This is a genomic window from Gemmatimonadaceae bacterium (assembly GCA_035533755.1).
In the GTDB taxonomy this organism is placed as follows: domain Bacteria; phylum Gemmatimonadota; class Gemmatimonadetes; order Gemmatimonadales; family Gemmatimonadaceae; genus JAGWRI01.
The window spans coordinates 1-24,898 of the sequence record DATLTC010000089.1; the positions used below are offsets into that span (position 1 = coordinate 1).

The window sequence follows — 24,898 nt, forward strand, 5'->3', positions numbered from 1 at the left end:
GTACAACACCATCTATTACATCGTCGAATCGCCGCGCGAGGCGGGGACGATCTGGGTGGGCACCGACGACGGCCTCGTGCAGCTCACGCGCGACGGCGGGAAGACGTGGACCAACGTCACGCCCAAGGGCATGGGCCCGGGGTTCGTCAACGCGATCGAGGTCTCGCCGTGGGAGAACGGCACCGCGTACATGACCTACGACGGCTACAAGTACAGCGACTGGGCGCCGCACATCTACAAGACCACCGACTACGGCAGAAGCTGGACGCAGCTCGTGAACGGCATTCGCGACGGCGACCAGGTGCGCGTGGTGCGCGCCGATCCGGCGCGGCGCGGGCTGCTGTTCGCCGGCACCGAGACGGGCGCCTACGTGTCGTTCAACGACGGCGAACGGTGGCAGAGTCTGCAGGCCAACCTGCCACCGGTGCCGGTGACCGACCTCCAGGTCCACGACGGCGATCTCGTCGCGTCCACCGAGGGACGCGCCTTCTGGATTCTGGACGACATCGCCCCGCTCGAACAGGGCGCCGAGGCGGTGTCGAGCGGTGAGACCAGGCTGTTCAAACCGCGCGATGCCTATCGCACGCAGTGGGGCAGCCCCAACGCAGGCCCGGAGTCTGGCGCCAATCCGCCGAGCGGCGCGACCATCTACTACACGGTGGGCGCCAAGGCCGATTCCACCAGCGTGAAGGTGGACATCCTGGGCGCCGACGGCGGCGTGGTGCGCGAGTACAGCAGCAAGGCCAAGCCCACGGCCGCCGGCCGCGGCGGGCGCGGCGGCACGAGCCCCATCGACGGCAAGCCGGGCATGCACCGCATGGTGTGGGACCTGCGTACCGCGCCGTTGAACTCGCCCCCCGGGCTCACCTTCTTCGGGCTGACCGAAGGCTACACGGTGGCGCCCGGCAGCTACACGGTGCGGCTCACGGTGGACGGCAAGAGTTCCAGCGAGCCGCTCACGGTGAAGCCCGATCCGCGCGTGACGCTCACCGCCGCGCAGTACGCCGAGCAGGTACAGGCGATGCGCGACATCCAGGGACGCGCCAACGCGATCTTCGCCGACACACACACGCTGGACGACGTGCGCGACCAGGTGAAGGCCGTCGTGGCGCACGCCAAGGACCTGCCCCGGACCTCCGACGTCGAATCCGCCGGCAAACAACTGGCCGCGCGGCTCGATTCGATGGCCGTGGAACTCGTGCAACCCCAACACACCAACGGCCAGGACATCATCAACTTCCCCAACGGCGTGGTGGACCAGTGGTTGTATCTGGCCAGCGCCGTGAACGACGCGTACATGCCGGTGACCGACGGGGAGAAGACGCGGCTGGGCGACCTGCAGCAGCAATGGACCGCCATCCAGGCCCGCCTCGACGATCTGCTCGGCGCGCAGGTGACGGCGTTCAACGCACTGCTCGGCGGAAAGACGGCGGTGCTCGTACCGCAGCCGAGCCAGAAACCGATTCCATAGAGTCTGACCATGTCGATGTCCCGATCCCATCTCTCGTCGGCGGCGTTCGCGCTGCTGTTGGCGCTCGCTCCGTTGCCCCTGCGCGCCCAGCGGGGGGCGGCGCGACCGGCGCAGCCCCGGCAGGCCGAGGACCCGCGCTTCTCGCAGACCGAGAAGCCGCCGCTGCACGCCACGCACTGGCTGGCCATCACCGGCAAGCCGTTGTCGGCCACGGCCGGCGCGCTGATCTTCGCCGAAGGCGGCAACGCGGTGGACGCCGCGGCGGCGATGCTCGCCGCGGGGTGCACGATGTGGGATACCATCTCCTGCGGCGGCGAGACGCAGGCGTTGATCTACGATCCGCACACCAGGAAGGTCATCGGCATCGACGCGCTCGGCGTGGCCCCCACCGGGGCCACCGCCGAGTTCTACCACAGCAAGGGATATCGCTTTCCACCCGAGTACGGTCCGCTGTCGGCCGTCACGCCGGGCACCGTGGGCGGCTTGCTCACGATGGTGGCCGAGTACGGCAAGCTGTCGCTCAAGCAGGTGCTCGCCCCGGCCATCCAGATGGCCGACGGCTACGCGATCGAGGCGCAGATCTGCAACACGATCGAGCAGTACAAGGACACGCTCGCCCAGTGGAAGTACTCGCGCGCCGTGATGCTCACGCATCCCGGCACGGCGCATCCGGCGCCGGAGCCGGGCGAGGTGTTCGTGCAGAAGGATCTCGCCGCCACCTGGCGCAAGCTCGTGGACACGGAGCAGCAGGCGCTCAGGGCCGGCAAGACGCGCAAGCAGGCCATCTACGCGGCCTACGACCGGTTCTACAAGGGCGACATCGCCCGCGAGATGGTGCGCGGCGTCCGCGAGGAGGGCGGCCTGTTCACGATGCAGGACCTGGCCAACTGGAAGGTGCGCATCGAGGAACCGTTGCACACGAATTACAAGGGCATCGAAGTGTACAAGCTCCCCATCTGGCAGCAGGGCCCGGTGATGCTCCAGGCGCTCAACATGCTGGAGAACACGGACGTGAAGGCGATGGGCTACAACTCGCCCCGGTACATCCATACGCTATATCAGGTGATGAACCTGGCGTTTGCCGATCGCGACTTCTATTACGGCGACCCGTACTTTCCGCCCGAGGAGCCGGTCAAGGGACTGCTGTCCAAGGCGTACGCCAAGGCGCGCTTCGGCCTCATCAACTGGACCCACAACGATCCGAACGTGAAGCCCGGCGATCCCTATCCGTATCAGGGCGGCGTGAATCCGTTCAAGGATCTGCTCGCGCAGTGGAATCCGGCCGACTTCGTACCCAAGGCGTCGCAGCCGCGCGGGGGCCAGCAGGACCGCGTGCCGCCGGTGAAGCCTGACTCGAACCCGGGACGGATGTCGGGCGCCGCGGAGTTCTTGCCCGATCACGCGACGCACGCCGATTCGGCGTTCGACAACGACTTCTACGCGGGGACCACGTCGATCGTGTCGGCCGACGCCGAGGGGTGGGTGGTGTCGGTGACGCCGAGCGGCGGGTGGGTGCCGGCCGTGATCGCCGGACACACCGGCATCGGACTCAGCGAACGCGCGCAGAGCTTCGTGACGTACGCCAAGGACGGCCCGTACAACGTGATCGAGCCCGGCAAGCGGCCCCGCGTCACGCTCACGCCGACCCTCGCGCTCAAGCACGGCGCGCCGTATCTGGCGTTCGCCGTTCAGGGGGGCGATTCGCAGGATCAGAACCTGCTGCAATTCTTCCTGAACGTGGTGGAGTTCGGCATGACCGTGCAGCAGGCCACCGAAGCGCCGAACATGAACAGCTACCAGATGCGGTCGTCGTTCGGGATGCACGAACTGGAGCCGGGCAAGATGCTGGTCGCCACCTCGCTCCCCGACTCCACGCGCGCCGCGCTACGCGCCATGGGCTACACGCTGGAGTTCGCGCCGCGCACCTCGGGGCCGATCAACGCGATCCTGTTCGACCTGCAGCACCACACGATGTGGGGCGGATCGAGCAATCACGGCGAGGATTACGGCATCGCCTGGTGAGGCGCCGGGATGTCCGGCGCGCCGTGTAGGGGTTCGCCGCACGTTGGGGGCACAAAGATCGCTTGATGCCCCGGGCCACGGTGTCGGACCGTGCCCCGGGAGGGTCAAAGGCAGAGAAGCGCCGCAGGATCGCGTTCACCCTTTGCCGAGGTCCCGATGCGTCATGCCGCACCGCTGGTCGCCGCCATGCTGGCCATGGTCCCGACCCCAGTGCCCAAGCGGCTGCAGGCGCGCTTCGACGCCGATCGCGTGTACGTCGAGGTGCGCGCCCGGAACGGCGCGACGCTCGAGATGTACACCGACACGGGCGGTGGGCTGCTCCTCTCGGCCGCGGCCGCGACGCGGTTGGGGCTCACCGTGCGCACGCCCGTCGCGCCTTCGGAGAAGCCCGCGTCGGGCCCCGGCGCGCGGGTGACCGACGTGCCCGCGTTCGCGCGCGACGAGACGGCGCCGCCCATTCCGTCGGACCGGCCGATCGCGGTGGTGTCCAAGGTGGCGGAGATTCCGGGGTGGCCCGAGCAGGGAGACGGGATCCTCGGCCAGGCCTGGTTCGCGGGCCATGTGTGGACCTGGAACTATCCGGCGCACCGCCTCACGCTCCGCCCCGATCGGTGGCGGCCGACGGGCGCCGCGCGGCGCATGCCGATCGGTTTCAAGTCGGCGGGCGGCAAGCGCGAGCTCAACTTTCCGCGCATCGTCGTGCAGGTGGACGGCCGGCCGCTCTCGCTGCTGCTCGACACCGGCGCCGAGACGCTGCTCACGCCGCAGGCGCTGGCCGCGATCCACGACGGCGAGCCGGCATTCCGCGCCACGAGCATGATCGCGCAGAGCGTGTTCGAGGGATGGGAGACCGCGCACCCCGATTGGCGGGTGATCGAGGACGCGCAGATGGTCACGCGCAGCCGCATGATCGAGGTCCCGAGCGTGCGGATTGCCGGCATCACGGTGGGCCCGGTGTGGTTCACCGAGCGCACCGACGCGAGCTTCCACAAGTTCATGTCGGCGATGACCGACGCCCGCGTGGAGGGCTCGCTGGGCGGCAACGCCCTGGCCGGCCTGGTGATGACGCTCGACTATCCGCGCGCCCAGGCCTGGTTCACGTGCAAGGCGCACTGCACGGTGGCGCGAGCGGGCACGTAGCGAAACCGGCGCGGGCGGCGGTCTCGCCGTCCGCCGCGATCAGGCTTCGTCGCCGGCGCCCGAGCGGCGCACCCACGTGAAGAACAATCCCGTCATCACGCTGAACGCGATCGCCGTGCCGCCGAGTTCCATCACCGCGCCCGCGATCTGGAGGTCCATCATCGCCGGCAGGTTCCGGAACGGTGGCGCGAGTTGATAGATACTGTACAACGGGAATTCCGCGAGCAGCATGATGATCGCGATGCCCGAGTGGATGAGCGTGCCCAGGAAGACATACAGCAGCTTCATCAGCACCGGGAAGTCGCGCCGCGGCACGCTCATGATCACGGGCCACCAGAACACGAGGCCGGCCACCAGCCACGCGAGGTCGAGGACGAACGCCCCGCCCTGCGACACCATCAGCCCGTCCACCACACTGGGTACGTGGGTGGCGGCCGCGATGATGTTGAACACGATCGCCGCCATGAGCGGGGCGGTGACCACCCGGAGCGCGAGACCCACGGCCCCCTGCGGCTCGGGCCGGGCCAGCAGGCCGGGTTCGAGGCCGAGCAGCAGGAGCGGACTGGCCCCCATCGTGATGAGCAGGAACTGCACGGCGTGCGCGCTGGCCAAATAGCCGGCCGCCAGCGGACCGAGCGGCCAGTCCAGCGCGAGCCATACCAGGGCCACGCCGATCCATCCGAGCACGTGCCGTCGCCGCGCCGAGGGCGTGTTGGCCGCGCGGCGCGTGAGCGCCCAATAACCGGCCGCCACGCCGGCCACCACCAGCCACACGCCCGGATAGGCGCGCCACTTCCAGCTCCACGGAAGGTCCTGCGCCGAGCACCACCACTGCACCTTGGTCACCATGCCGCGGGTCCTGCGTTCAGTGTGAGATCAATGCGCGCCACGCAGCAGCTCCGGCAGATCGTGCGCCCAATCCTGCTGGAGGGTGCCGAACGGGTACGCGCGATGCGCGCTGTCGTCGGGCGTGAAGGCGTACACCTGCGCCGCGTGCCCCACGGCGTAGCCGCTGTCGGACGCCGTGCTCGATTCCTTGACCGCCAGCGCGACGCCCACGGCGCGCTCCGCGGCCTCGATCTCGGACTCGCTGCCCCGCAGCCCGATGAACGAATGGTTGAACGAGTCGAGCCAGGAACGCAGACGCGACGCGGAATCGCGGGGCGGATCGGTGGTCACGAACACCACGCGGATCCTGGCGCGCTGATCGGCCGGGAGCCGGGCCATGGCGGCAGCGATGTTCGACATCTGCACCGGGCACACGTCGGGACAGTGGGTGTAGCCGAACGCGAGCAGGGTGAGCGTTCCGTGCGTCTCACGCGCGAACGAGAACGGCTTGCCCTCGGTGTCGGTGAGTTGGAAGTCCGGACGCGGAATGGCGTGCGGGAGCACTGCCCCGTGCAGATCCTGCGAGTTGCGCAACGGACCGCCGCACGCGGCGGCCGCGGCAAGGACAGTGGAGAGCAACAGGAGGCGCATGCGCTGCGTGAACGTCGACACCAGGACTCCGAGGCAGAGTGCAACGTAATGCCCGCGGGCGGCGGTTGGTAGCCGCGCCCGCGGGCATGCGTTCCGCGTCGAGAAGTCGTGAAGAATCGCGCTACTGGTCCACGCGCGGGTCGGGGCGCACCTCGAACGTCTGCGTGTAGCTCTGGCCGTTCACGGTCAGCCGCGCCGTGAACATCCCCGTGGTCTGCGGCGGCGGACCCGCCGCGGCGCCGCGCCCGCCGCGGCCCCCGCGTCCTCCTCCACCGAACCCGCGGCGTCCCCCGCCGAGCGGACTCCACGTCACCCGGTGCATGCCCGCCGCCGCCGAGAACGGCTCGGGCGGAACCTGCCAGAGCGGGGAGACGTTCGGGATGCCACCTGCCCGCCCGCGGCCGCGGCCCGCCGGCGCGGCTGGCGTCGCGCCCGGCTCGTTGCTGAACGTCTGTCGCACGGCGCCGGACGCGTCGAGAATCTCGAGCGTCACCGCGCCGGCGGCATTCGCCTTGAGGTAGTAGTCGATGTACGCCCCGTCCGGCGGGTTGGGCGCCTGCGGCTCGTCCTTCTGCAACGGCGTGCCGTTGTCGCCGCCCTGCCGGTAGTTGACGGCCGTGGCCGGCTTGAACAGATAGGCGTCGGACTGCGCGATGGTATCGTTGAGCTGGCGCAGCGCGCTGATGTCGTCGATCACCCAGAAGCCGCGGCCGTGCGTGGCCACGATCAGGTCGTTGCCGTACACCTCGAAGTCACGCGTGGACGTGACCGGGAGATCGAGCTGCAGTGCCTGCCAGTGGTCGCCGTCGTCGAACGAGATGAACGCGCCGCGCTCGGTGCCGGCGAACAGGAGCCCCTGGCGCATCGGATCCTCGCGCACCGTGTGCACGTACACGCCCGCCGGGAGCCCGCTGGTGATCTTCTCCCAGGTGCGGCCCATGTCGCGCGTGCGATAGATGTACGGCTCGAAGTCCTGCAACTGGTGGCGGTCCACGCTGGCATAGGCCGCGTTGAAGTCGAAGTGCGACGCCTCGATCATCGTCACGCGGCTCCACGCGGTGAGCGGCGGCGGCGTCACGTCCTTCCACTGCTTGCCGTCGTCGGTGGTCACGTGGATCAGGCCATCGTCGGTGCCCGCCCAGAGCATCGGCACCAGAATCGGCGACGGGGCCACGGTGTAGACCACGCCGCCGTTGCCGCGGTTGGGGTCGAAGTCGCGCGCCGACGCCTGGTCGAGATTCGACGGCGCGGAGGCATCGGGCCGCGTGAGATCGCCCGAGATCCGCGTCCACGACGCCGCGGTATCGGTGGACTTGAACACGTATTGGTTGGCGTAGAACAGCGCCCGCGGATCGGCCTTGGAGAGCACCAGCGGCTGCGTCCAGTCCGTCCGCACCTTCACGCCCTCCGGCACCGCCGGCGCGGCGGTGCCCGGCAGGTCGCGGTTGAGCGCCAGGTCGTACCGGCCGCCCGTGCCGCCGTAGATGATGCCCGGGTGCAGCGGATCGCCGGCCGTGTAGCCGCTCTCGCCGCCGGCGCCGATCGGCTCCCAGTCGCGCATGGAGATCTCGCCGAACTTGCCGCGCGAACACACGGCCACCGAGCCGCTGTCCTGCTGGGCGCCGGTCACCCAGTACGGGTACCGGTAGTCCACCGAGCAATGATAAATCTGGGCCGTGGGCTGGTTGAGCCACGAACTCCAGGTGACGTTGCGCGGGTCGGCGGTGCGCGCATTGCGCGTGATGATCGTGCCCTGATCGCTGGCCACGATCATCGTGTTGGAATCGTCGGGTGAGATCCACGCCTGATGGTAGTCATCGCCGCCGGGCGACCCGCGCAGGGCCACCCAGGTCTTGCCGCCGTCCATCGTGCGCGATACGGCGACGTTGGACACGTACACGGCGTCGGGGTCCTTGGGATCGCAGACCACGTGTTCGAAGTACCAGCCGCGTCCCCAGAGCGCCGGATCGGCGGACATCTTGGTCCACGACTCGCCGCCGTCGTCGGAGCGGAAGAATCCACCCTGCCCCGACGCGCCGGCGCCGAACGCCCCGGTGGCGGCCGGCGGCTTCTCGCCCGGCGCGAGTTCCAGATTGTCGATCACGGCGTACACGCGCCGAGGATGGCTGGCCGAGATGGCGATGCCGCTCTTGCCGATGCCGTTGGTGGGCAGGCCCTGCGTCAACTCCTTCCACGTGCTGCCGCCATCGGTGGACTTGTAGATGCCGCCGCCGGGGCCGTTGGACGGCGCGTACACGAACCAGGGCGGACGGCGCGTGTTCCAGAGGCTCGCGAACACCACTCGCGGATTGCTCGGATCGATCTGGACGTCGATCGCGCCCACGTTCTCATTCTTGAACAGCACCTTCTCCCAGCTCTTGCCGCCGTCGCGCGAGCGGAACACGCCGCGCTCGGGGTTGGGCCCGTAGAAATGGCCGATCGCGGCCACGAACACGATGTTCGCATTGTGCGGATCGACGGCGATCTTGCCGATGTGCTGCGTGTCCTCGAGCCCCAGGTGCGCCCACGTCTTGCCGCCGTCGGTGGACTTGTAGACGCCATTGCCGAACCCCGTGGAATCGCGGAGCGTGCATTCGCCGCTGCCCACGTAGACGGTATCGGGCGCCGAGGCCGCCACCGCGACGGCGCCGATGGACGCCACCGATTGCGCGTCGAACACCGGCTCCCACACGCGGCCGGCGTCGATGGACTTCCAGAGGCCGCCGTTCACCGAGCCGAAGTAGAACTCGTTGGGACGGCCCGGCACGCCGGTCACCGCATCGGTGCGGCCGCCGCGGAAGGGGCCCAGCATGCGCCAGCGGAGTCCCGAGAAGAGGGCCGGCGACTGCGGACCGGTGGTGGTGCGCAGCACGCCGTGGGCCAGCGCCACGGGGTCGGCGTTCGGCCGCAGCGCCGGCGCGGCGGCCCCGGGCACGCGCGAGCGCAGCCCCCCGCCGCCGAGGAACGGACCGGCGAGCGAGAACGCCGCGCCGTAGATGCCGGCGCGGACGAGGAAGTCGCGGCGCGAGACGGGGGACTCTTCAACCGGGTCGGCGCCGGCGCGGGCTGGATCGGTACCGACAGCGTCGGCGGACGGGCGTTCGTTGGCCACGGATGGCTCCCGATGCGTGATCGACACGCGGGACGAGGAGAGGTCTTAGCACTTTCTTGTGGTTCAACCGGCACATCCGGTGAACGCTCGTCAGATACGCCGCGGCGCACGCGGTGTCAAGCGGCAGCGCTCACTCCAGGTCCCGACCGATCAGCGCTTCGATCTGCGCGCCGGCCGTGCGCGCCTGCAGACGCGCCTGGATGAGCGCCGCGCGCGCCTGCACGAGCGCGGCCTGCGCGGCGAGCACGTCGACGAGCGCCTTGGCGCCCACGCGGTACTGGAGGTCCACCGCTTCCACGTCGGCCTGCGCGGCCGCGATCTGGAGCGCCTGCAGCGCGATCGTCTGCTCGGCGGTGCGGAGGGCGGCCAGGTTCTGCACCATGCCCTCGCGCGCCGCGAGCCGCGCGTCGTCCAGGCTCACCCGCGCATTGTCGGCGTTGGCGTTGGCCTGCACCACGCCCAGCTCTCGCTGGAAGTTGTTGAACAGCGAGTAGCTGACGCCGAAGCTCAGGTTGTTGTGGTTGGACTGCGAGCCGCCGCCCAGCACGAAGTCCCGCGACGTATAGTTGATGCCGAAGTTGTACGAGACGTACACCGTGGGCAGGTACGGGGAGAGCGCCGCCCACCGGCTGGACCGGCTCGCCGACGCCAACGCCGCCGCCTGTTGCACCGTGGGACCGTTCACCGCGAGCTGGATGAGCGCCGCGCTGTCGAGCGCGATGCGCGGCACGGCGGCGGTGTCGGCGGCCATCGCCGTCACTTCGAACGGCGCGCCCACGAGGCGCGTGAGCGCGGCATTGGCGGTGGCGATGTTCCCGCGGGCCGTGATCAGCGCCAGGCGGGCGGTGCCCACCGCCACGAGACTGTGCAGCGAGTCGGCCCGCGAGAGCTGGCCGCCCGCGATCTTGGCCTCGGTCACCGCCATCGCCTCGTTGGCCTGTTCGAGCTGGCGCTCCGCCGCCGCCTCGGATTCGCGCGCTGCGAGCACCGCGAAGTACTGCTGCTTGACGTTGAGGGCCACGGTAAACCGCTGCACGGTCTGGTTCTGATCGGCCGCCTGGAGGCCCGCCTGCGCGGCGCGATAATCGAGCCAGCGCTGCCCCCCGTCAAACAGCTCGAGGCTGGCCGAATATCCCTTGCCGTAGCTCCACGGATCGCCCGTATACGGCACGAGCTTGCCCTGGAAGAACGTCGCGCCGCCCGATCGGCTGGCTCCCTGGTTCAGGCTCAGATTGGGCAGGAATTGGGCAATCGCACTCTTCACGGTGGCGTTCGCCACCCGTGCCGAGTTGCGCGCCTGCGCCGTGACCGGGGAATTTCGGCGCGCCAGCTGCACGGCCTGGTCGAGCCCGATCGGGCGCGGGCCGGCGTCGGGCTGCTGGGCCGCGGCCATCGCCAGCGGCAGGGCGACGAGCGGGACGGCGATACGGGCGAGCAGACGCATGGCTTCCTCGGTGGAGGTGACGTGGCCATGCGTTGCAAGCGCCGTGCCGCTGCCGTGCGCCCGCAAGTGGTCGCTGGGCAAGACGTTGAGCGGGCGCCGCGTGAACGGCATCGCATCGCAGTGGCCGGATATGGGACGCGCCGTCCCATATCCGGACATCGGCGCCGAGATGCTACGCCGAGATCACGTGCCGGGCGAGCAGCAGCAGTTGGTCGATGGCAAACGGTTTCGAGAGGAAGGCGTGGCCGCCGGTGCCCGTCACGGCCTCGGTTCCCTGGCTCGACCCGCTCATGAAGAGCACGCGCATGTCGGCGCGCGTGGGGGCGAGCCGCGCCACGAGTTCGCGACCGTCCATCCCCGGCATGTGAAAGTCACTCACCACGAGGTGGATGGGGCCCTTATGCTCGGCCGACACGCGCATGGCTTCCCCGCCATGGCTGGCCTCGAGCACGGTGTAGCCGTGCCGGCGCAGCGCGCGAGCGATGCTGCCGCGCAACACGTCCTCGTCCTCCACCACCAGCACGGTCTCCGTCCCCATGAGCGTGCGCACATCCACGCTGGGCGGCGGCGTCTTGCGAATGGCGAGGCGGTCCTCCGGCAGTTCGGAGGGCAGGCACACGGTGAACGTCGTGCCCTCCCCCACCCGGCTGTCGGCGCGCACGTGTCCCCCGGCCTGCTTGACGATGCCGTAGACGGTGGACAATCCGAGGCCGGTGCCCTGACCCGGCGGCTTGGTGGTGAAGAACGGATCGAAGATCTGCCGCAGGGTCGCGTCGTCGATGCCGGTGCCGTTGTCGCGCACACTCAGCAGCGTGTAGTTCCCGGGCCTGAGGCCGGCATATCGCTTGGCGTCCTGCTCGTCGAGCGCGGCGTTGGACCCTTCGATGACGATGCGCCCACCGCTGGGCATCGCATCCACCGCATTGATCACGAGGTTCATGAGCACCTGCTCGAGCTGCATGGGATCGATGTGGACGATGCCGAGCGGCTGATCGAGCTGTACCTGCAGTTGTACCGCGTCACCGGTGACACGCCGCAGCATGGGCTCGAGTTCCGTGATGACCTCGCCCACCGCCAGGGCCCGCGGAATGATCGCCTGCTTGCGGCTCATCGTGAGCATCTGCCGCGACAACGCGGCCGCGCGCTCGCCCGCCGACCGGATCTCCTTGATCTCCTCGCGGCCCACCCCGCCCTCCGGGATCTCCAGGAGCACCAGATCGCAGTAGCTGCGGATCACGGTGAGCAGATTGTTGAAATCGTGGGCGATCCCGGCGGCGAGCCGGCCCACCGCTTCGAGTTTCTGCGCGTGATGGAACTGCTCCTGCAGCTCGCGGTGGTCGGTGGTGTCGATGGCGGCCACTCCGAGCCCCAGCATCTCGCCGCCGGCGCCGACGACCGGATACACGTTGAGCAGGAGGTACCGGGCGCGGCCGTTCGGACCCGGTTCGGGCCGCATCATGTCCAGATTGCGCAGCGGCTCGCGGGTGCGACCCACCTGGAGCAGCGCCTTCTCGATGTCCGGACTGAGATGGGGATTCACCTCGCGGAGCGTCTTGCCCACGTGCTCGGCGGCCGAGAGGCCGGTGATCGACGCAATGGCGTCGTTCACCTGCAGGTAGCGCAGTTGGGGATCGAGCAGCGAGAGACCGATGGGCGAACTGTTCAGCGCCGCGTCGAGAAGCGCCGAGCTCCGCTGGCGTTCCTGCGTTTCCCGCACCGCGAGGTCGTGCGCCCGCCGCTCGGCGCCCACCGCCTCGCCAAGCTCGGTGTTCGCCACTTCGAGTTCCTGCACCTGCTGCTCCAGCTCCACCGCCTGCTCTTCGAGCTGTGCCTGCTGCTCCACGACCTGCTCGGCCTGATCGGCAAACCGACGTCCCGACGCGACCACGATTCCGGCCATCAGGCCGCTGGGGATGAGCATCGCGATCACGGCCAGCCACGCGGCCAGGCGGCTGTTGGCGTGGCGGTCGTCGTAGAGCACGTCCTCGGCGGTCAGGAACTCGCCGAAGGCCGTCTCCACCGGCGCGAACAGCTGGTCGCCGAGGGCCGGCGACACGCCGCTGCCGAGCGTTCCGGCCAACGCCGGCGAGGCGAAATCGGAATTCCACGCGCCCACCGCCGCGGCGATGGCGCGCACCCTGGCCTGCTGCTGCGGATTGTCCGCGGTGAGGGTGACGAGCGAGTCGAGGTCGGCGGTGAGCCGCGCGCCCGCGGTGCGGGCGGCCGCGCGGACATCCTGGGTTGCCGACAGGAGGTGGTCGCGCACCGACGCCTGCCGCTCGAGCGCCGCCATCTCCGCGGTCCGCGCCAGCGCGGCCACCTGGCGGCTGTGGTCGGCCCAGTTGGCCGCCGATCGCTGGACCGCGAACACCAACACCTCGGCCACGCCGAAGGCCACGAGCGCCACGGCGAACAGCATCGAGTAGCGGCGGAGTCCGGCAATGCCGCCCTCGCGCCGGCGGCGGCGCAGGGGGCGCGCGGTTGCGTCCATGGGCCTCGGGTGGGATGTTAGCAGGAATCTTTAAGAGAGATCACTCATTTGGCGACGGCTCGCAAGGGCGCCGGCGCCCCCGCCGGCTCGGCAGGGCACGCACCACGTGGAACTTCCGCCCCCTGCGGCCGCTATCAGGGACATCCACGCACGAGTCCCGTCCATGCCCACCGACTTCGCCACCCCCATGCCAGTCCGCCTGATCGCATTCCGTCTCACCGCCTCGGCCGTCCTGCTCGGCGCCGTCGCGGCCTGCAGTTCGAGCGGCTCGTCCGTCACGCCGCCGCCCACCAAAACACCGCCGGTGACGATCACCGCCAATCCATGCTCGGTGAGCGGTACGCTGCAGCTGAGCGTGGCGCAGACCGCGCGCGTGGACTGCAGCAACGGCGGAACCACGGTGACGTTGGCCGGCAACGGCGCCAGCTATCTGGTGGTGCCCGAGTTCGCCACCGACCAGGCCACCAACGCGCTGGTGTCATACAGTCTCAGCGCGGCGAGCGGCGGGTCGGCGTCTATCGCCGCGCTGAAGATGTCGCCGCAGATGAGCCCGTCGGGCGCCGTGGGCACGCTGCCGCCGCTGCATCCCAATCCGCGCCAACTCGCGTTCGAGCAGGCGCTGCGCAAGCGGGGCCGCGCGATGGCGCTGGCCGGCGATTTCCGGGGCCGCACGGCGGCGATTCGCGCGTCGATCGCCCGCGCCGTGGTGCCCGCGCCGGCGGTGGGAAGCGTGCGAACATTCCATGTCCTCTCCAGCTTCGATCCCAACAAGCCGGCATGGAAGGCGGTGGGCGCGCAATTGGAGTACGTGGGCAACAACATCCTGCTGTACGACGACACCCTCTCGCCGGCCGGTGGATTCACGCCGACGCAGTTGCAGCAGTATGGCCAGTACTTCGACGCCACGCTCTACCCCATCGACACCTCGGCGTTCGGCCAGCCGTCGGACGTGGACAACAACGGGCACGTGATCGTGCTCATGTCGCCGGTGGTCAATGCCGACACGCCGGCGTCGGACTGCCAGACGCAGGGCTACGTGGCCGGGTTCTTCGACGAGGAGGACTTCAACACCGCCTCCGACCCCAACTCCAACCAGGGCGAGATCTTCTACACGATCGTGCCAGATCCCAACTCGACGGTGAGTTGCCAGCATACCGTGAGCTCCGTGGACCTCGACGTGCCGTCGGTGTTCCTGCACGAGTTGCAGCACCTGATCAACTTCTCGCAGCACGCCATCGTCCACGGCGGCTCGCCGGAGGCGGGATGGCTGGATGAGGGCTTGAGCATCACGGCCGAGGAGCTGGGTTCGGTGTACTACGAGAACAAGTGCCCGCCGCCGTCCTGCCGCACCGATCCGTCGCAGATCTTCCCCGACTCGTCGGAGGGATTCGTGCAGGGCTTCCTGTACGATTCGTACAAGTTCGCGCAGCTGCCCGACACGGCCAGCGTGACGCTGCACTCCGACGCCGACAACGGCTTCTCGTGGCGCGGTGGCGACTGGGCGCTGGTGCGGTGGCTGGGCGATCAGATGGGCACCGGCGTGTACCGGAAGCTCGAGGACACCTACCTCACCGGCGCGGCGAACATCGAGAATGCCACCGGGCAGTCGTTCCCGTCGCTGTTCGCGAACTTCGGGTTGGCGCTCTACACCGACAGCCTGCCCGGCCTGCCGCGCAGCACGGCGCCGGCGGCCGATCGCTTCGTGTCGCGCAACCTCAAGCAGCTCTGGGCGCGGCTGTACGCGACCTCGGCATCGGCGGATATTCCCACGCCGACGCCGGAGCTGGTCACGCCGATCACGTCGGACACGACCGCGCAGGGGATGGACCCCGGCGCGGTGGCGTTCTACCGGCTCGACACGCCGAGCACGGCGGCCACCGTGACCATCCAGTTCGCGGCGCCCGGCGCCCATCCGCTGCTGTCCGCGCTGCAGCCGCAGTTGGCGATCTTCCGCCTGCCGCCGGGCCAGTAGACCCGGCGGCGGTTGCTGGCCCGCGGTGGGCGCGGCGCGCTAGTTGTCGCGCCCGCCCGCGGGCGTACCGCCCTTCTCCATCCGGGCGATCAACGCGTCGGCCGCCGCCTTCGTGTCGGCGTGCGTCAGCCCGGCGGCCGCGCTCTTGAGCCTGGCCAACACCACTGAGTGGTCGGGACGCGTGAGGGCCACGCGGAACCCCGTGAGCACGTACCGGCGCACGCCGGCCCGTTGGTCGTCGAGATGCGCGGCCAGCGCATCGAGCGCATGCGCGTCGCCGCGCGCCGCCAGCACGCCCAACGCCTGCGCGGGCAGCGCGTCGAGCGCCAGCATCGCGGCCAGGTCGTTCACGCGCGCGGTATCCTGCAGGCGCGCGATGCCCTGGATGGCCGCGTGTTGGATGACCTCGCGATACGACGGCGTGCGCAGGGCCTGCGCCAGCACGTCGTGGGCGTGCGCCGAGTCGGCCTCGACCAGCGCCGTGACCGCGGCCGCGCGCACGTCGTAGCTATTGTCGTGGTCGAACGTGTCGTGGATGAGCGACACGGCGCGATCGCCGCCCAACTTGCCCAGGGCGGCCACCGCCGCGCCGCGCACCGCGGACGACGTGTCCTTGAGCGCCGCGTCCACGGGCCCCATGGCCACGTCGGACGAGAAGCCGCCCAGCGCTTCCACCGCCTGTTGGCGGGTGAGATAGTAGTCGGCGTGGGCCGCGGCGGTGGCGAGCGCCGTGGCGGCCTCGGAGTCCGCGGGCCGCTTGGCGAGCTCGCTGATGGCCCACCCGCGGTCCCACAGATTCTCGTCGCGCGTGAGTTGGGCGGCCAGCCACGCGGTGGGCTGGTCGAAGGTGAGCGCCTTGAGCACGTGATTGCCGTCGTCGAACACCACCATCGTCGGCGCGCTCTTCACCCCGGGGATCGTGATCGTCTGCTCGCGCGCGTCCAGCTGTCCGTGGTACATCACGTCGCCCTGCGCCGTGCCCACGCGCACCGTGACCGGCATCCGGAACACGTCCGGCACGTGGAACTGCACGCCCGCGCTGTCGGCGTGGAGCGTGTCGCGCTGCGTCTGCTTCACCTCGAGACTGAGCGTGGCCTGCGCGCTGTCGTAGCGCGCCGTGACGTCGAACGCCGGATAGCCGGCGCCGTACACCCACTCGCTCCAGAACCAACTCAGGTTCTCGCCCGTGGTCGCGAGGATGGCCTGCCGCAGATCGTCCGAGGTGGCGTTGCCATACGCGTGCCGCGTGAGGTAGGTGTGGATCGACGCCCAGAAGCGCGTCGGGCCCAGTTCGTCCTGCAGCATCTGCAGCACGAGCGCGCCCTTGGGATAGATGTTGTCCGAATGGTACGAGGCGAGCGCCATCGGCTTGCGGGCGTCGATCGCCATGTACTGGCGGTATTCGTCGGCGTAGTAGTCCTGCGCCGCGTGCGCGCCCAGCTTGCGCCCCCAGTACTGGCCCGGCATGAACTCGGCGAAGCCCTCGTTGAGCCAGAGGTTGGCCCAGTCCTCGGTGGTCACGTAGTCGCCGAACCACTGGTGCGCCAACTCGTGCGGGATGAGCAGGGTGAGATACCAGGGCCGGTCCTGATAGGCGCGCGCGTCGGGCAGCCAGTCGACGAGCGTGGTGGCGCTCACGTTCTCCATGCCGCCGAAGAAGTCGGCCACCGTGGTCTGCGCGTACTTGGCCCACGGATAGGGCACGCCGGTGAGTTCGGAATACGTGTTGATCATGTCCGGCGTGGCATGGAACAGCGGCCAGGCGCGCGCGCTGTCGGCGTGATAGACGTAGTAGTCCACGGGCACGCCCTTCCACGAATCGTGGATGCGAGCGAACGGCCCCACGACGAGCGACACGAGATACGTGGCCGACGGACGGTCCTGGTTCCAAGTCATCGTGTGCGTGGCGCCGTGCCGGACGTCGGACACCAGCCGTCCATTGGACACCGCCACGTCCCCGGTGGGCACGGTGGCGCTCAGTTCCCACGTCATCTTGTCATTGGGAAAATCGTACGTGGGAAACCAGAGGTGGTTGTCCATGTCCTCCCCCTGGCTCCAGATCTGGCGCGGCCGGTGGGCGAGGCCGTCGGTGGTGATGTAGGTGAGCCCATGGCCGTTCTCCACCTTGCCGCGATAGGCCACCGTGAACACGAGCGTGTCGCGGAAACCGAGCGGACGCGGCGGGAACACGACCAGCGTATCCCCATGGCGCCCCGTGCGCAGCGGGCGGCCGTCGCGCCCGGTGACGCTGGTATTGGAGAGCAGCGCGCCCTCGTCGAGGATGACCGAGTCGAGTCCCGCGCGCAGCGAGACGAGCGTGGTGGTCACGCGGCCGTCGAACGACGTCGAATCCCAGTCGAACGCGGACACGGCGATCCGCTGATGCACGAGGTCGTAGTTGTGCGAGCGCGCGTACTGATCCACGCCCATGGCGACGGCGTTGGATTGGGCCTGCGCGGCGAGCGGCGCAACGAGGGCGAGGCAGAGGGATGCGAGGGTGAGGCGCATGGACACACCAGGTGAAGGACGACCGGCCGGCGACATGATCGGAGTAAGATCGGTCGCCGGCCGGATCGCAAGTGGCGCGGCGAATCGAGACATCGCCGCTCGTGGCTACCAGATATTCGGCACGAGATCGCGCGGGCGGACCATCGGATCGCCCGGCTTGCAGCCGAACGCCGTGGCGAACGCCTGCATGTTGGAGAGCGGCCCGTTCACCCGCCACCGATCGGGAGAGTGCGGATCCACGGTCACGCGCAGGCGCAACTCCTCGGGGCGCGTGTGCGCGCGGAAACTCTGCGCGAAGGCGATGAAGTAGCGCTGCTCGGGGGTGAATCCGTCGATCAGGCCGGGCCGCCCGTCGCGCTGCAGGGCGTGCTCGAGCGCGTCGTAGGCGGTGAGCGCGCCGCCGTAGTCGGCGATGTTCTCGCCCAGCGTCAGCTGCCCGTTCACGTGGAAGGTATCCACCTGGATGTAGCCGTCGTACTGCTGGGCATCGAGCCGCGCCTGCTTGTCGAACGCCCGGGAATCGGCGGCCGTCCACCAGTCGCGCAGATTGCCCTGGGCGTCGTAGTGCCGCCCTTCGTCGTCGAACCCGTGCGTGAGTTCGTGTCCGGCCCAGCTCCCGCCCAGCGATCCATAGTTGGCGGCGTCGTCGGCCTTGGGGTCGAACGTCTGCGGCACCAGCGCACCGGCCGGGAACACCATCTCGTTCTTGCTCGGATCGTAGTACGCGTTCACGGTGGGAACGGTGATGTCCCACTCGGTGCGGTCCACCGCCTGCCCCGGCCGGTTCACGATTCGGTTCCACTCGAAGCGGTCGGCGTTGCGCACGTTGAGCACGAACGGCCCGTCGGCCACCTGCAGCTTGGAGTAGTCGCGCCACGTATCGGGATAGCCCACCTTCTCGCCCATCTTCGCCAGCTTGTCCAAGGCGTGGGCCCGCGTGGAGTCGGACATCCAGGCCAGGTGCATGAGCCGTTCCTTGAATGCCGCGCGGATGTCGTCGATCACCGACTTGGCCTTGGCCCGCGCCTCGGGCGGGAACGTCCTGGCCACGTACGCCTGCCCCAGCGCTTCACCCATCTCGCCGTCGGTGGCGCGCAGGCAGCGCTTCCAGCGCGGGAGCAGCTTCTTGGCGCCGCTCAGTCGCGAACTGAACGCGAAGTTCTCGTTCACGAACGCCGAGCTGAGCCAGGGCGCGGCGCTGGACAGCGCGTGGTAACGCAGATACGCCCGCCAGTCGTCCAGCGGGCGGCCGGCCACCAGCGCGCTCACGCGCTGGAGGAACGCCGGCTCGTCCACGTTCACGCGCGCCACCGCGGCGGTGAGCCCGATGTCGTGGAAGTACGCCGGCCAGTCGACGTTGGGCGCGAGCGTGTGGAGCGCCGCCATCGGCATCTGGTGGTCCACGGCCTTGGGATCGCGCCGCGCCACGCGCGTGAGCTGCGCCCTGGCCAACTCGGTCTCCACCGCCATCACGCGACCGGCGTCGGCCCGCGCGGCCACGCTGTCCTCGCCGGCGAGCACGAACATCCGGGCCACGTGCGCCACGTACGCCGTGCGCGTGGAGTCGGCGGACGCCGCCTTGTTCAGATAGTAGTCGCGATCGGGCAGCCCGAGACCGCCGCGGTCGATGTCGGCGATGTAGTGGGCCGCGTCGTGCGCGTTCACCGCGGGGTAGTAGCGGAAGAGCACGTTGGCGCCGTCCACCTGCAGCCTCGCGGCCGCGGCCAGGACCGCCGCCGGCGAGGCCACCGAATCGATGGCGGCGAGCGACGGCAGCAACGGCGTGAGTCCCGCCGCCTCGGCGGCGGTGGAGTCCATGCACGTGGCGTAGAAGGTGCCGAGCTTGTGCTGCGTGCTGGTGTCGGGCAGCGACGCGCGCTTGGCCTCGGCGTCGTCGAGCACCGAGCGCACCACGAGTTCGTTGCGATCCGCCATGTCCTTGAACACGCCCGACGACGAATAGGCGGCCGGGATCGTGTCGGTCCTCAGCCAGGTGCCGTTGGCGAATTCGAAGAAGTCGCTGCACGCCTTCACGGTGGTGTCCGTGTAGGCCACGTCCACCACCTTGAGCGGCTTGAGCGCCGTCGTGTCGGACGACGCGGGCTGTTGCGTGACCTTGCAGGACACCGACAGCGCGGCGACGACCGCGGCGAGCACAACGCGAGCACGGCTGGCATGGGCGGACATGGGGGTTACTCCTTCCCTGGGTCGACGTTCTTGACCGTGACGTAGAAGTTCTCGTCCACCTTGAAATCGGCCGGTGCGGCCAGCGTCGTGGACGCGGTCTGCCACTGCGCGGTGGGGTGGATGAACGTGTAGCGATCGGGCGCCAGCGTGACCTTCACCGGCATCGCGAACCCCGGGACGACATCCGCCCAGCGGTACGACACCGTGCGCCCCGCGAACCGGTACTCGAGCGTGGGGATCATCGTGGTGTTGAGGTACTCGTCGAACACCGGGCCCAGATCCATCCCGGCCTGCCGGCTGATGTAGTTCTCCACCTGCTGGCCGGTCACGGTCTGGTGCCAGAAGGTCTTCTGCAGGCCGCGCAGGATATCGCGCCACTTGGCGTCGTCGTTCACGATCTGGCGGATGGTGTGCAGCATGTTGCCGCCCTTGTAGTACATGTCGCCCGACCCTTCGGCATTCACGCCGTACGGGGCCACGATGGGGCGGTCGTTGCGCACGTTGTCCCGCACCCCGATCACGTACCGCGCGCCCGCCTCCTTGCCGTCGAGACACTCTTCGTAGAGGCTCTCGGCGTAGTTGGCGAAGCTCTCGTGCACCCACATGTCGGCCTGGTCCTTCATCGTGATGTTGTTGCCCCACCACTCGTGCGCGCTCTCGTGCACGATGATGAAGTCCCACTTCAGCCCGAGCCCGGTGTGCGAGAGATCGCGCCCCAGATAGCCGTTCTCGAAGTGATTGCCGTACGCCACGCCGCTCTGGTGCTCCATGCCCAGGTGCGGCGCCTCGATGAGCTTGTAGCCGTCCCGGTACCACGGGTAGGGGCCGAACCAGTGCTCGAAGCACCGCATCATGGACGTGGCCTGCGCCCACTGCCGCTGGGCGGCTTGCAGGTGATAGGCCAACGGCCAGAAGTCCATGGTGAGCGTGCCGTCCTCGCCATGATAGATCTGGCTGAAGTGCGTGTAGTCGCCGGCGTTCACCTCGACGTCGTAGTTGTTGATCGGGTCGGCCACGAACCACTCGTACGTGGTCGTGCCGTCGGCGTTCGGCGTGACGGTGCGCAGCCGGCCGTTGGACACGTCGATCATCGGATCGGGCACGGTGATCGCGATCCGCTGGCTGTCGGGTTCATCGGCCAGATAGTCCTTGTTGGGCCACCAGACGCTCGCCCCCAGTCCCTCGTTGGCCGTGGCCACCCAGCGGTGGCCCAGGCTGTCGTGCTGCCAGATGAATCCGCCGTCCCACGGGGGACGGATGGCCGCCCGCGGCTTGCCATGGTAGTACACGGTCACGGTATTCGAGGCGCCCGCGCGCTGCGGCGCCTCGAGCGTGACGAAGAACGCGTTGCCGTCCCGCCGGTACCGCAGGGCCTGGCGGTTCTGCAGCATGCTGTCCACCACCAGCGGCTCCTGGAGGTCTATCTGCATCTCCTGGCGCGGCGCGACCACGCGGTACGTGATGCCGTTGTAGCCGCTGATGCTGCTGTCGGCCGGGTCGACCGTCACGTGCAGATCATAGAACGTGGCATCCCACCAGGCGCGCGCCGGGCCGTTGGACCCGCGGAGCGTGTCGGCGTGGGTGAACACGGGCGCGGGACGCTGGGCGCGCGCGCCGAGCAGTGGAACGGCAGCGAGGACGGCGGCGAGGGCGAGGCGGCGCATGGCGGATCGAAGCTCCGGGAGCGGGGAGTCAGGACCCTAGATCATACTCTCCGTGCGCCGTGCTGTCATCGCGCCGGCTGGAGGGGGGCCTTGTGAAAGAGCCCTTCCTTGGCGCACGCCATGGGCCGCTTGATGCGGTCCTCCTTGTGCACCGTATCCGCCACGAGCTGGACGCCCAGCAGGGTGACCAGGACCAGCCGCCCGCCCACCCAGCGCGGGAGATCGCCCCAGCGGCGCGCCGCCCACCACCCCCCGACGATGCACGGCGCCTCGAGCGCGAAGTCGGCCCACCCCCACCGATACAGGTCGAGGCCCACCACCGGGCCCCCCGGCCAGAGCGCCTTCAGGCCCGTGAGGTAATCCACCAGCAGATGCACCACCACCAGTCCGGCCACGAGCAGCGCCGTCTTTCCGCTACGCGTGCGCCACGCCGCGCCCACGCCGAGCACGAGCGCTGTGACGCCGATCGCGGGCAGCGAATGCGAATAGGCGCCGGCCGCGTTGCAGAATCCGGCCGACGCGAACGCCAGGTCCATGACGTCCGGCGCGAACGAGGCGGCGATCAGCCAGCCCAGCGGCGCATCGCGTTTGACGGCACGCGCGCCGAGCGCGATGCCGAGGTGACCGAGAATCATGAGCGCGGAGTGTGTTGGGACGCCGGCGCGATTCCGGCCGGTCCTCCAACCTAACTACCCCAGCCGTCCAACCGGGTGCGCCCGCGTGCCGCCCGACCTCGCCCGGGCCTCGCCGGCAGCGCCCACCGCTCAGAGCTGCTCGAAGTGGAAGGCTGCCACCGCCCCGCCCGGCGCCGGCGCCAACGACGCGTGCAGCAACAGGCGATCCACCCAATTGCCCGGATGCGTGTGCGCGTACTGCACGGTCTTGATGCCGGAGAAGATGCCGATGCCGGCCCCGAAGATGACGTCGCTCACCCAGTGCGCGTTGTTGTACAGCCGCGAGATTCCGGCCGCCGAGGCCACGCCGTAGGTGAGCACGCCCACCAGCGTGCCGTGCGACGGCCACCGGTCCTGCGCCTCGGCCGTCACCGCCGACGCGATCGAGAACACGGCCAGCGTGTGGCCCGACGGGAACGCCTGCCAGTTGCCGTCCACGCGCATGCCGCGGCCGAACACGTAGCTGTCGGCATCGGCGTTGCGCTGGCGCGGCAGCGGCCGACCCACGATGCCCTTGAGCACGAACCCGGCCACCGACGCGATGGCGAGCGACTCGCTGGCGTGCAGCCCCATGTCGGCCAGCGTCCGATTCTGGAACAGCAGGCCGGCCGCGTACATCCCGGTGCCGATGTACACCGTGCCGGGATCGGCGATATTGCGGAACACGGCCGAGGCGCGAACCAGGCCCGGCTCGTTCTGGTTCTGCGGGAGTTGCAGGTTGTACGCCACGCGCTGATCCAGCGGCAGCGCGGCGGCCGTGGCGGCCACGAAGCCCAGGCCGATCCAGGCGTCACGCCGGGAGAAGAGCGGACCAGGCGCATGCGCGCCGGCGGCATGCGTCGAGTCGGCGGGCATTCGCGCGATGTCGGCCTGCGCGCGAGCCACGGCGGGCGCCGCCGCGAGTAGTACCGCGATCAACCGCACGCCCACCACCCGCGACCCATGACAACCGGCGCCCCGCCCCATGCTCGACCTCGGGTGTAATCGTTGAGCTGACCTCCGATGCGCAGGCCGCGTCACTTGGACCCCGGGCCGCCCGCTCCTGTTCCTTCGGGCTTGGGCAGTGGATTGCGCGGCAACATCGCGCCGCGCTCGGCGGTGAGCCAGGCCATCGCCGCGACGATCGTCGACATCTGTTTCATGTCGCCGGGCTGGACGCGGTCCACGACGTCCATGTTCGTGTGATGCGTGCGCGCCGCGTATTCCAGGCGATCCTGCACGAACTGGAACGACGGCAGCCCGAATCCTGCCGAGAAGGTCTCGTGATCGGTGGACCGCACGGGGCGCGGGCTGAACAGATCCACGCCCAGGTCGCGGAACGGCGCCAGGAACGCCTTGAAGATCGGCGCCACGGCGGCGTTGTCCTCCATCCAGATGCCGCGGATCTTGCCGCTGCCGTTGTCCAGGTTGTAGTACGCGTCGAAGGTGTCGTACCCCGGCTTGAGCGTGCCCGTGGCGGCATCGCCGATGTGTTCCCTGGCATACGCCTTCGACCCGAGCAGCCCCTCCTCCTCGCCGCCCCAGAGCGCGATACGGATGGTGCGGCGCGGCTTCGCGCCGACGGTTTCGAGAATGCGCATGGCCTCCATCATCGCCGCGTCGCCGGCCCCGTTGTCGGTGGCGCCCGTGCCGCCATGCCAGGAATCGAAGTGGGCGCCGATCATCACGATCTGGTGCTTGAGCACCGGGTCGGTGCCCGGGATGTCGCCCACGATGTTGAATCCGCGCGGCGTCGTCTCGTCGTAGAACTTCGTCTGCACGTCGAGCCGCATCTTCACCGGCACGCCCACGTCGAGGATGCGCACCATCCGGTTATAGTGCTCCACCGCGAGCGTGATCTCGGGAAGCCCCTGCCCCGCCGAGGCGTCGTGCGGGCCGCCCGCCTGCACCATGAACGTGCCCCCGTCGGTGTGCTGCGCATACCACGAGAGATCGCTTCCGCCGGTCACGGTATCGGCGTCCATCCCGCGATCGAGCAGCGCCACCACGCCCTCGTCCTTGTAGAACTTCAGCAGCTTGCGTTGGAACGCCTGCGCCGGTCCCGGCCGCCGCACCGGCGGCTTCCACCCCAGCGGCAGCGGCGTCATCATCTCGTCGATCATCTCCGGCGTGTACGTGAGGATGATCTTCCCGGTGAGCATCCGCACCGTGCGCGCCGGCTGCGTGAGCACGATCTTGCCGCGCAACGTGCCGCGATACTTCGCGAAGTCCGCCTCGGTCCGGATGTCGGGCCGCACCACGTCGGCCACCACCGGCCCGTTCGTGCCCGGCGTCCAGGCCTTGGGCATGGCGATGATCGGCTGCTCCTGCGGCGCCACCATCTCGGCGTCGAAGTGCACCAGGGCCCACCCCTTGCCGAACGGGAAGCGCTCCTCGTGGACGTTGGTGAGCCCCCACGACTCGAGGGTCTTCATGGCCCACTCGCCGGCCCGCTCGATGGCCGGACTCCCCTCGAGCCGCGGCCCGTACACGTCGGCCAGCCAGACCATGTGGTTCATGACCTGGGAGTGATTGAGCCCCACGTCGCGGATCTTCGCGATCATCGCGGTATCGATGGATTCGCCCTGCGCGACGAGCGGCGAGAGTGGCGCGACAAGCGCCGCACCCAGGAGGAGGAGGGGCGCGATACGGGACAGATGCGACATGGCGGGACAAGCCTGCAGGCAGGAGACGCATGAACCTACCGCCGTCCGGCCGCCGGCGTCGAGCCCCGTTCGACACGGCCACGGGTTGA

At 69.4% G+C, this 24,898-nt stretch carries 15 protein-coding genes; 4 read left to right on the forward strand and 11 right to left on the reverse strand.

Annotated features, from left to right (window positions below; translation table 11 throughout):
• From VNE60_12325 to VNE60_12335, 3 genes are all read left to right on the forward strand, one after another.
• A partial coding sequence (locus VNE60_12325; GenBank protein ID HVB32307.1) for a hypothetical protein occupies positions 1 to 1,471 on the forward strand: 1,471 nt, incomplete at its 5' end.
• Between the two features lie 9 nt (positions 1,472 to 1,480).
• A complete protein-coding gene (locus VNE60_12330; protein HVB32308.1) occupies positions 1,481 to 3,493 on the forward strand; it encodes a gamma-glutamyltransferase in 2,013 nt (670 codons plus the stop codon).
• Between the two features lie 156 nt (positions 3,494 to 3,649).
• A complete protein-coding gene (locus VNE60_12335; protein HVB32309.1) occupies positions 3,650 to 4,633 on the forward strand; it encodes a hypothetical protein in 984 nt (327 codons plus the stop codon).
• Between the two features lie 39 nt (positions 4,634 to 4,672).
• On the opposite strand, the gene VNE60_12340 is transcribed toward VNE60_12335, so the two are convergent.
• The 5 genes from VNE60_12340 to VNE60_12360 form a co-directional block, all read right to left on the reverse strand.
• Complete coding sequence (locus VNE60_12340; GenBank protein ID HVB32310.1) at positions 4,673 to 5,482, reverse strand: cytochrome c oxidase assembly protein; 810 nt, start codon at positions 5,480 to 5,482, stop codon at positions 4,673 to 4,675.
• Positions 5,483 to 5,509: 27 nt separating this feature from the next.
• Entirely contained in the window at positions 5,510 to 6,133 is a 624-nt protein-coding gene (locus VNE60_12345) for an SCO family protein (protein ID HVB32311.1), read from the reverse strand.
• Positions 6,134 to 6,233: 100 nt separating this feature from the next.
• Positions 6,234 to 9,224 (reverse strand): hypothetical protein, encoded by a 2,991-nt coding sequence (locus VNE60_12350; protein HVB32312.1) that lies wholly within the window; start codon positions 9,222 to 9,224, stop codon positions 6,234 to 6,236.
• A 130-nt stretch (positions 9,225 to 9,354) separates the two neighbouring features.
• Positions 9,355 to 10,668: a TolC family protein gene (locus VNE60_12355; GenBank protein ID HVB32313.1), complete on the reverse strand. Its 1,314-nt coding sequence runs from the start codon at positions 10,666 to 10,668 to the stop codon at positions 9,355 to 9,357.
• Positions 10,669 to 10,840: 172 nt separating this feature from the next.
• On the reverse strand, positions 10,841 to 13,159 hold the full coding sequence (locus VNE60_12360; GenBank protein ID HVB32314.1) for an ATP-binding protein: 2,319 nt from the start codon (positions 13,157 to 13,159) through the stop codon (positions 10,841 to 10,843).
• Between the two features lie 187 nt (positions 13,160 to 13,346).
• Between VNE60_12360 and VNE60_12365 the strand changes: the two genes are divergently transcribed.
• The gene (locus tag VNE60_12365; GenBank protein HVB32315.1) at positions 13,347 to 15,131 is read left to right on the forward strand and encodes a hypothetical protein; all 1,785 of its coding nucleotides are present in this window, start codon (positions 13,347 to 13,349) and stop codon (positions 15,129 to 15,131) included.
• A gap of 39 nt (positions 15,132 to 15,170) precedes the next feature.
• On the opposite strand, the gene VNE60_12370 is transcribed toward VNE60_12365, so the two are convergent.
• From VNE60_12370 to VNE60_12395, 6 genes are all read right to left on the reverse strand, one after another.
• Positions 15,171 to 17,639: a M1 family aminopeptidase gene (locus VNE60_12370; protein ID HVB32316.1), complete on the reverse strand. Its 2,469-nt coding sequence runs from the start codon at positions 17,637 to 17,639 to the stop codon at positions 15,171 to 15,173.
• Positions 17,640 to 17,744: 105 nt separating this feature from the next.
• Positions 17,745 to 19,826: a M13 family metallopeptidase gene (locus VNE60_12375; GenBank protein HVB32317.1), complete on the reverse strand. Its 2,082-nt coding sequence runs from the start codon at positions 19,824 to 19,826 to the stop codon at positions 17,745 to 17,747.
• A gap of 5 nt (positions 19,827 to 19,831) precedes the next feature.
• Positions 19,832 to 21,490, reverse strand: a complete 1,659-nt coding sequence (locus tag VNE60_12380) for a M1 family metallopeptidase (GenBank protein HVB32318.1) — start codon at positions 21,488 to 21,490, stop codon at positions 19,832 to 19,834.
• A gap of 65 nt (positions 21,491 to 21,555) precedes the next feature.
• Positions 21,556 to 22,125, reverse strand: coding sequence for a hypothetical protein (locus VNE60_12385; protein ID HVB32319.1), 570 nt, complete (start codon positions 22,123 to 22,125; stop codon positions 21,556 to 21,558).
• A 129-nt stretch (positions 22,126 to 22,254) separates the two neighbouring features.
• The gene (locus VNE60_12390; protein ID HVB32320.1) at positions 22,255 to 23,130 is read right to left on the reverse strand and encodes a phosphatase PAP2 family protein; all 876 of its coding nucleotides are present in this window, start codon (positions 23,128 to 23,130) and stop codon (positions 22,255 to 22,257) included.
• Positions 23,131 to 23,180: 50 nt separating this feature from the next.
• Complete coding sequence (locus VNE60_12395) at positions 23,181 to 24,809, reverse strand: M20/M25/M40 family metallo-hydrolase (protein ID HVB32321.1); 1,629 nt, start codon at positions 24,807 to 24,809, stop codon at positions 23,181 to 23,183.
• Positions 24,810 to 24,898: the final 89 nt, after the last annotated feature.

Excerpts from the sequence above, each read along its gene's own strand:
- VNE60_12360 (HVB32314.1), bottom strand. The coding sequence starts at position 13,159 with ATGGACGCAACCGCGCGCCCCCTGCGCCGCCGCCGGCGCGAGGGCGGC.
- VNE60_12365 (HVB32315.1), top strand. The coding sequence starts at position 13,347 with ATGCCAGTCCGCCTGATCGCATTCCGTCTCACCGCCTCGGCCGTCCTG.
- VNE60_12375 (HVB32317.1), bottom strand. The coding sequence starts at position 19,826 with ATGTCCGCCCATGCCAGCCGTGCTCGCGTTGTGCTCGCCGCGGTCGTC.
- VNE60_12370 (HVB32316.1), bottom strand. The coding sequence starts at position 17,639 with ATGCGCCTCACCCTCGCATCCCTCTGCCTCGCCCTCGTTGCGCCGCTC.
- VNE60_12335 (HVB32309.1), top strand. The coding sequence starts at position 3,650 with ATGCGTCATGCCGCACCGCTGGTCGCCGCCATGCTGGCCATGGTCCCG.
- VNE60_12340 (HVB32310.1), bottom strand. The coding sequence starts at position 5,482 with ATGGTGACCAAGGTGCAGTGGTGGTGCTCGGCGCAGGACCTTCCGTGG.
- VNE60_12395 (HVB32321.1), bottom strand. The coding sequence starts at position 24,809 with ATGTCGCATCTGTCCCGTATCGCGCCCCTCCTCCTCCTGGGTGCGGCG.
- VNE60_12330 (HVB32308.1), top strand. The coding sequence starts at position 1,481 with ATGTCGATGTCCCGATCCCATCTCTCGTCGGCGGCGTTCGCGCTGCTG.
- VNE60_12390 (HVB32320.1), bottom strand. The coding sequence starts at position 23,130 with ATGGGGCGGGGCGCCGGTTGTCATGGGTCGCGGGTGGTGGGCGTGCGG.
- VNE60_12380 (HVB32318.1), bottom strand. The coding sequence starts at position 21,490 with ATGCGCCGCCTCGCCCTCGCCGCCGTCCTCGCTGCCGTTCCACTGCTC.
- VNE60_12385 (HVB32319.1), bottom strand. The coding sequence starts at position 22,125 with ATGATTCTCGGTCACCTCGGCATCGCGCTCGGCGCGCGTGCCGTCAAA.
- VNE60_12355 (HVB32313.1), bottom strand. The coding sequence starts at position 10,668 with ATGCGTCTGCTCGCCCGTATCGCCGTCCCGCTCGTCGCCCTGCCGCTG.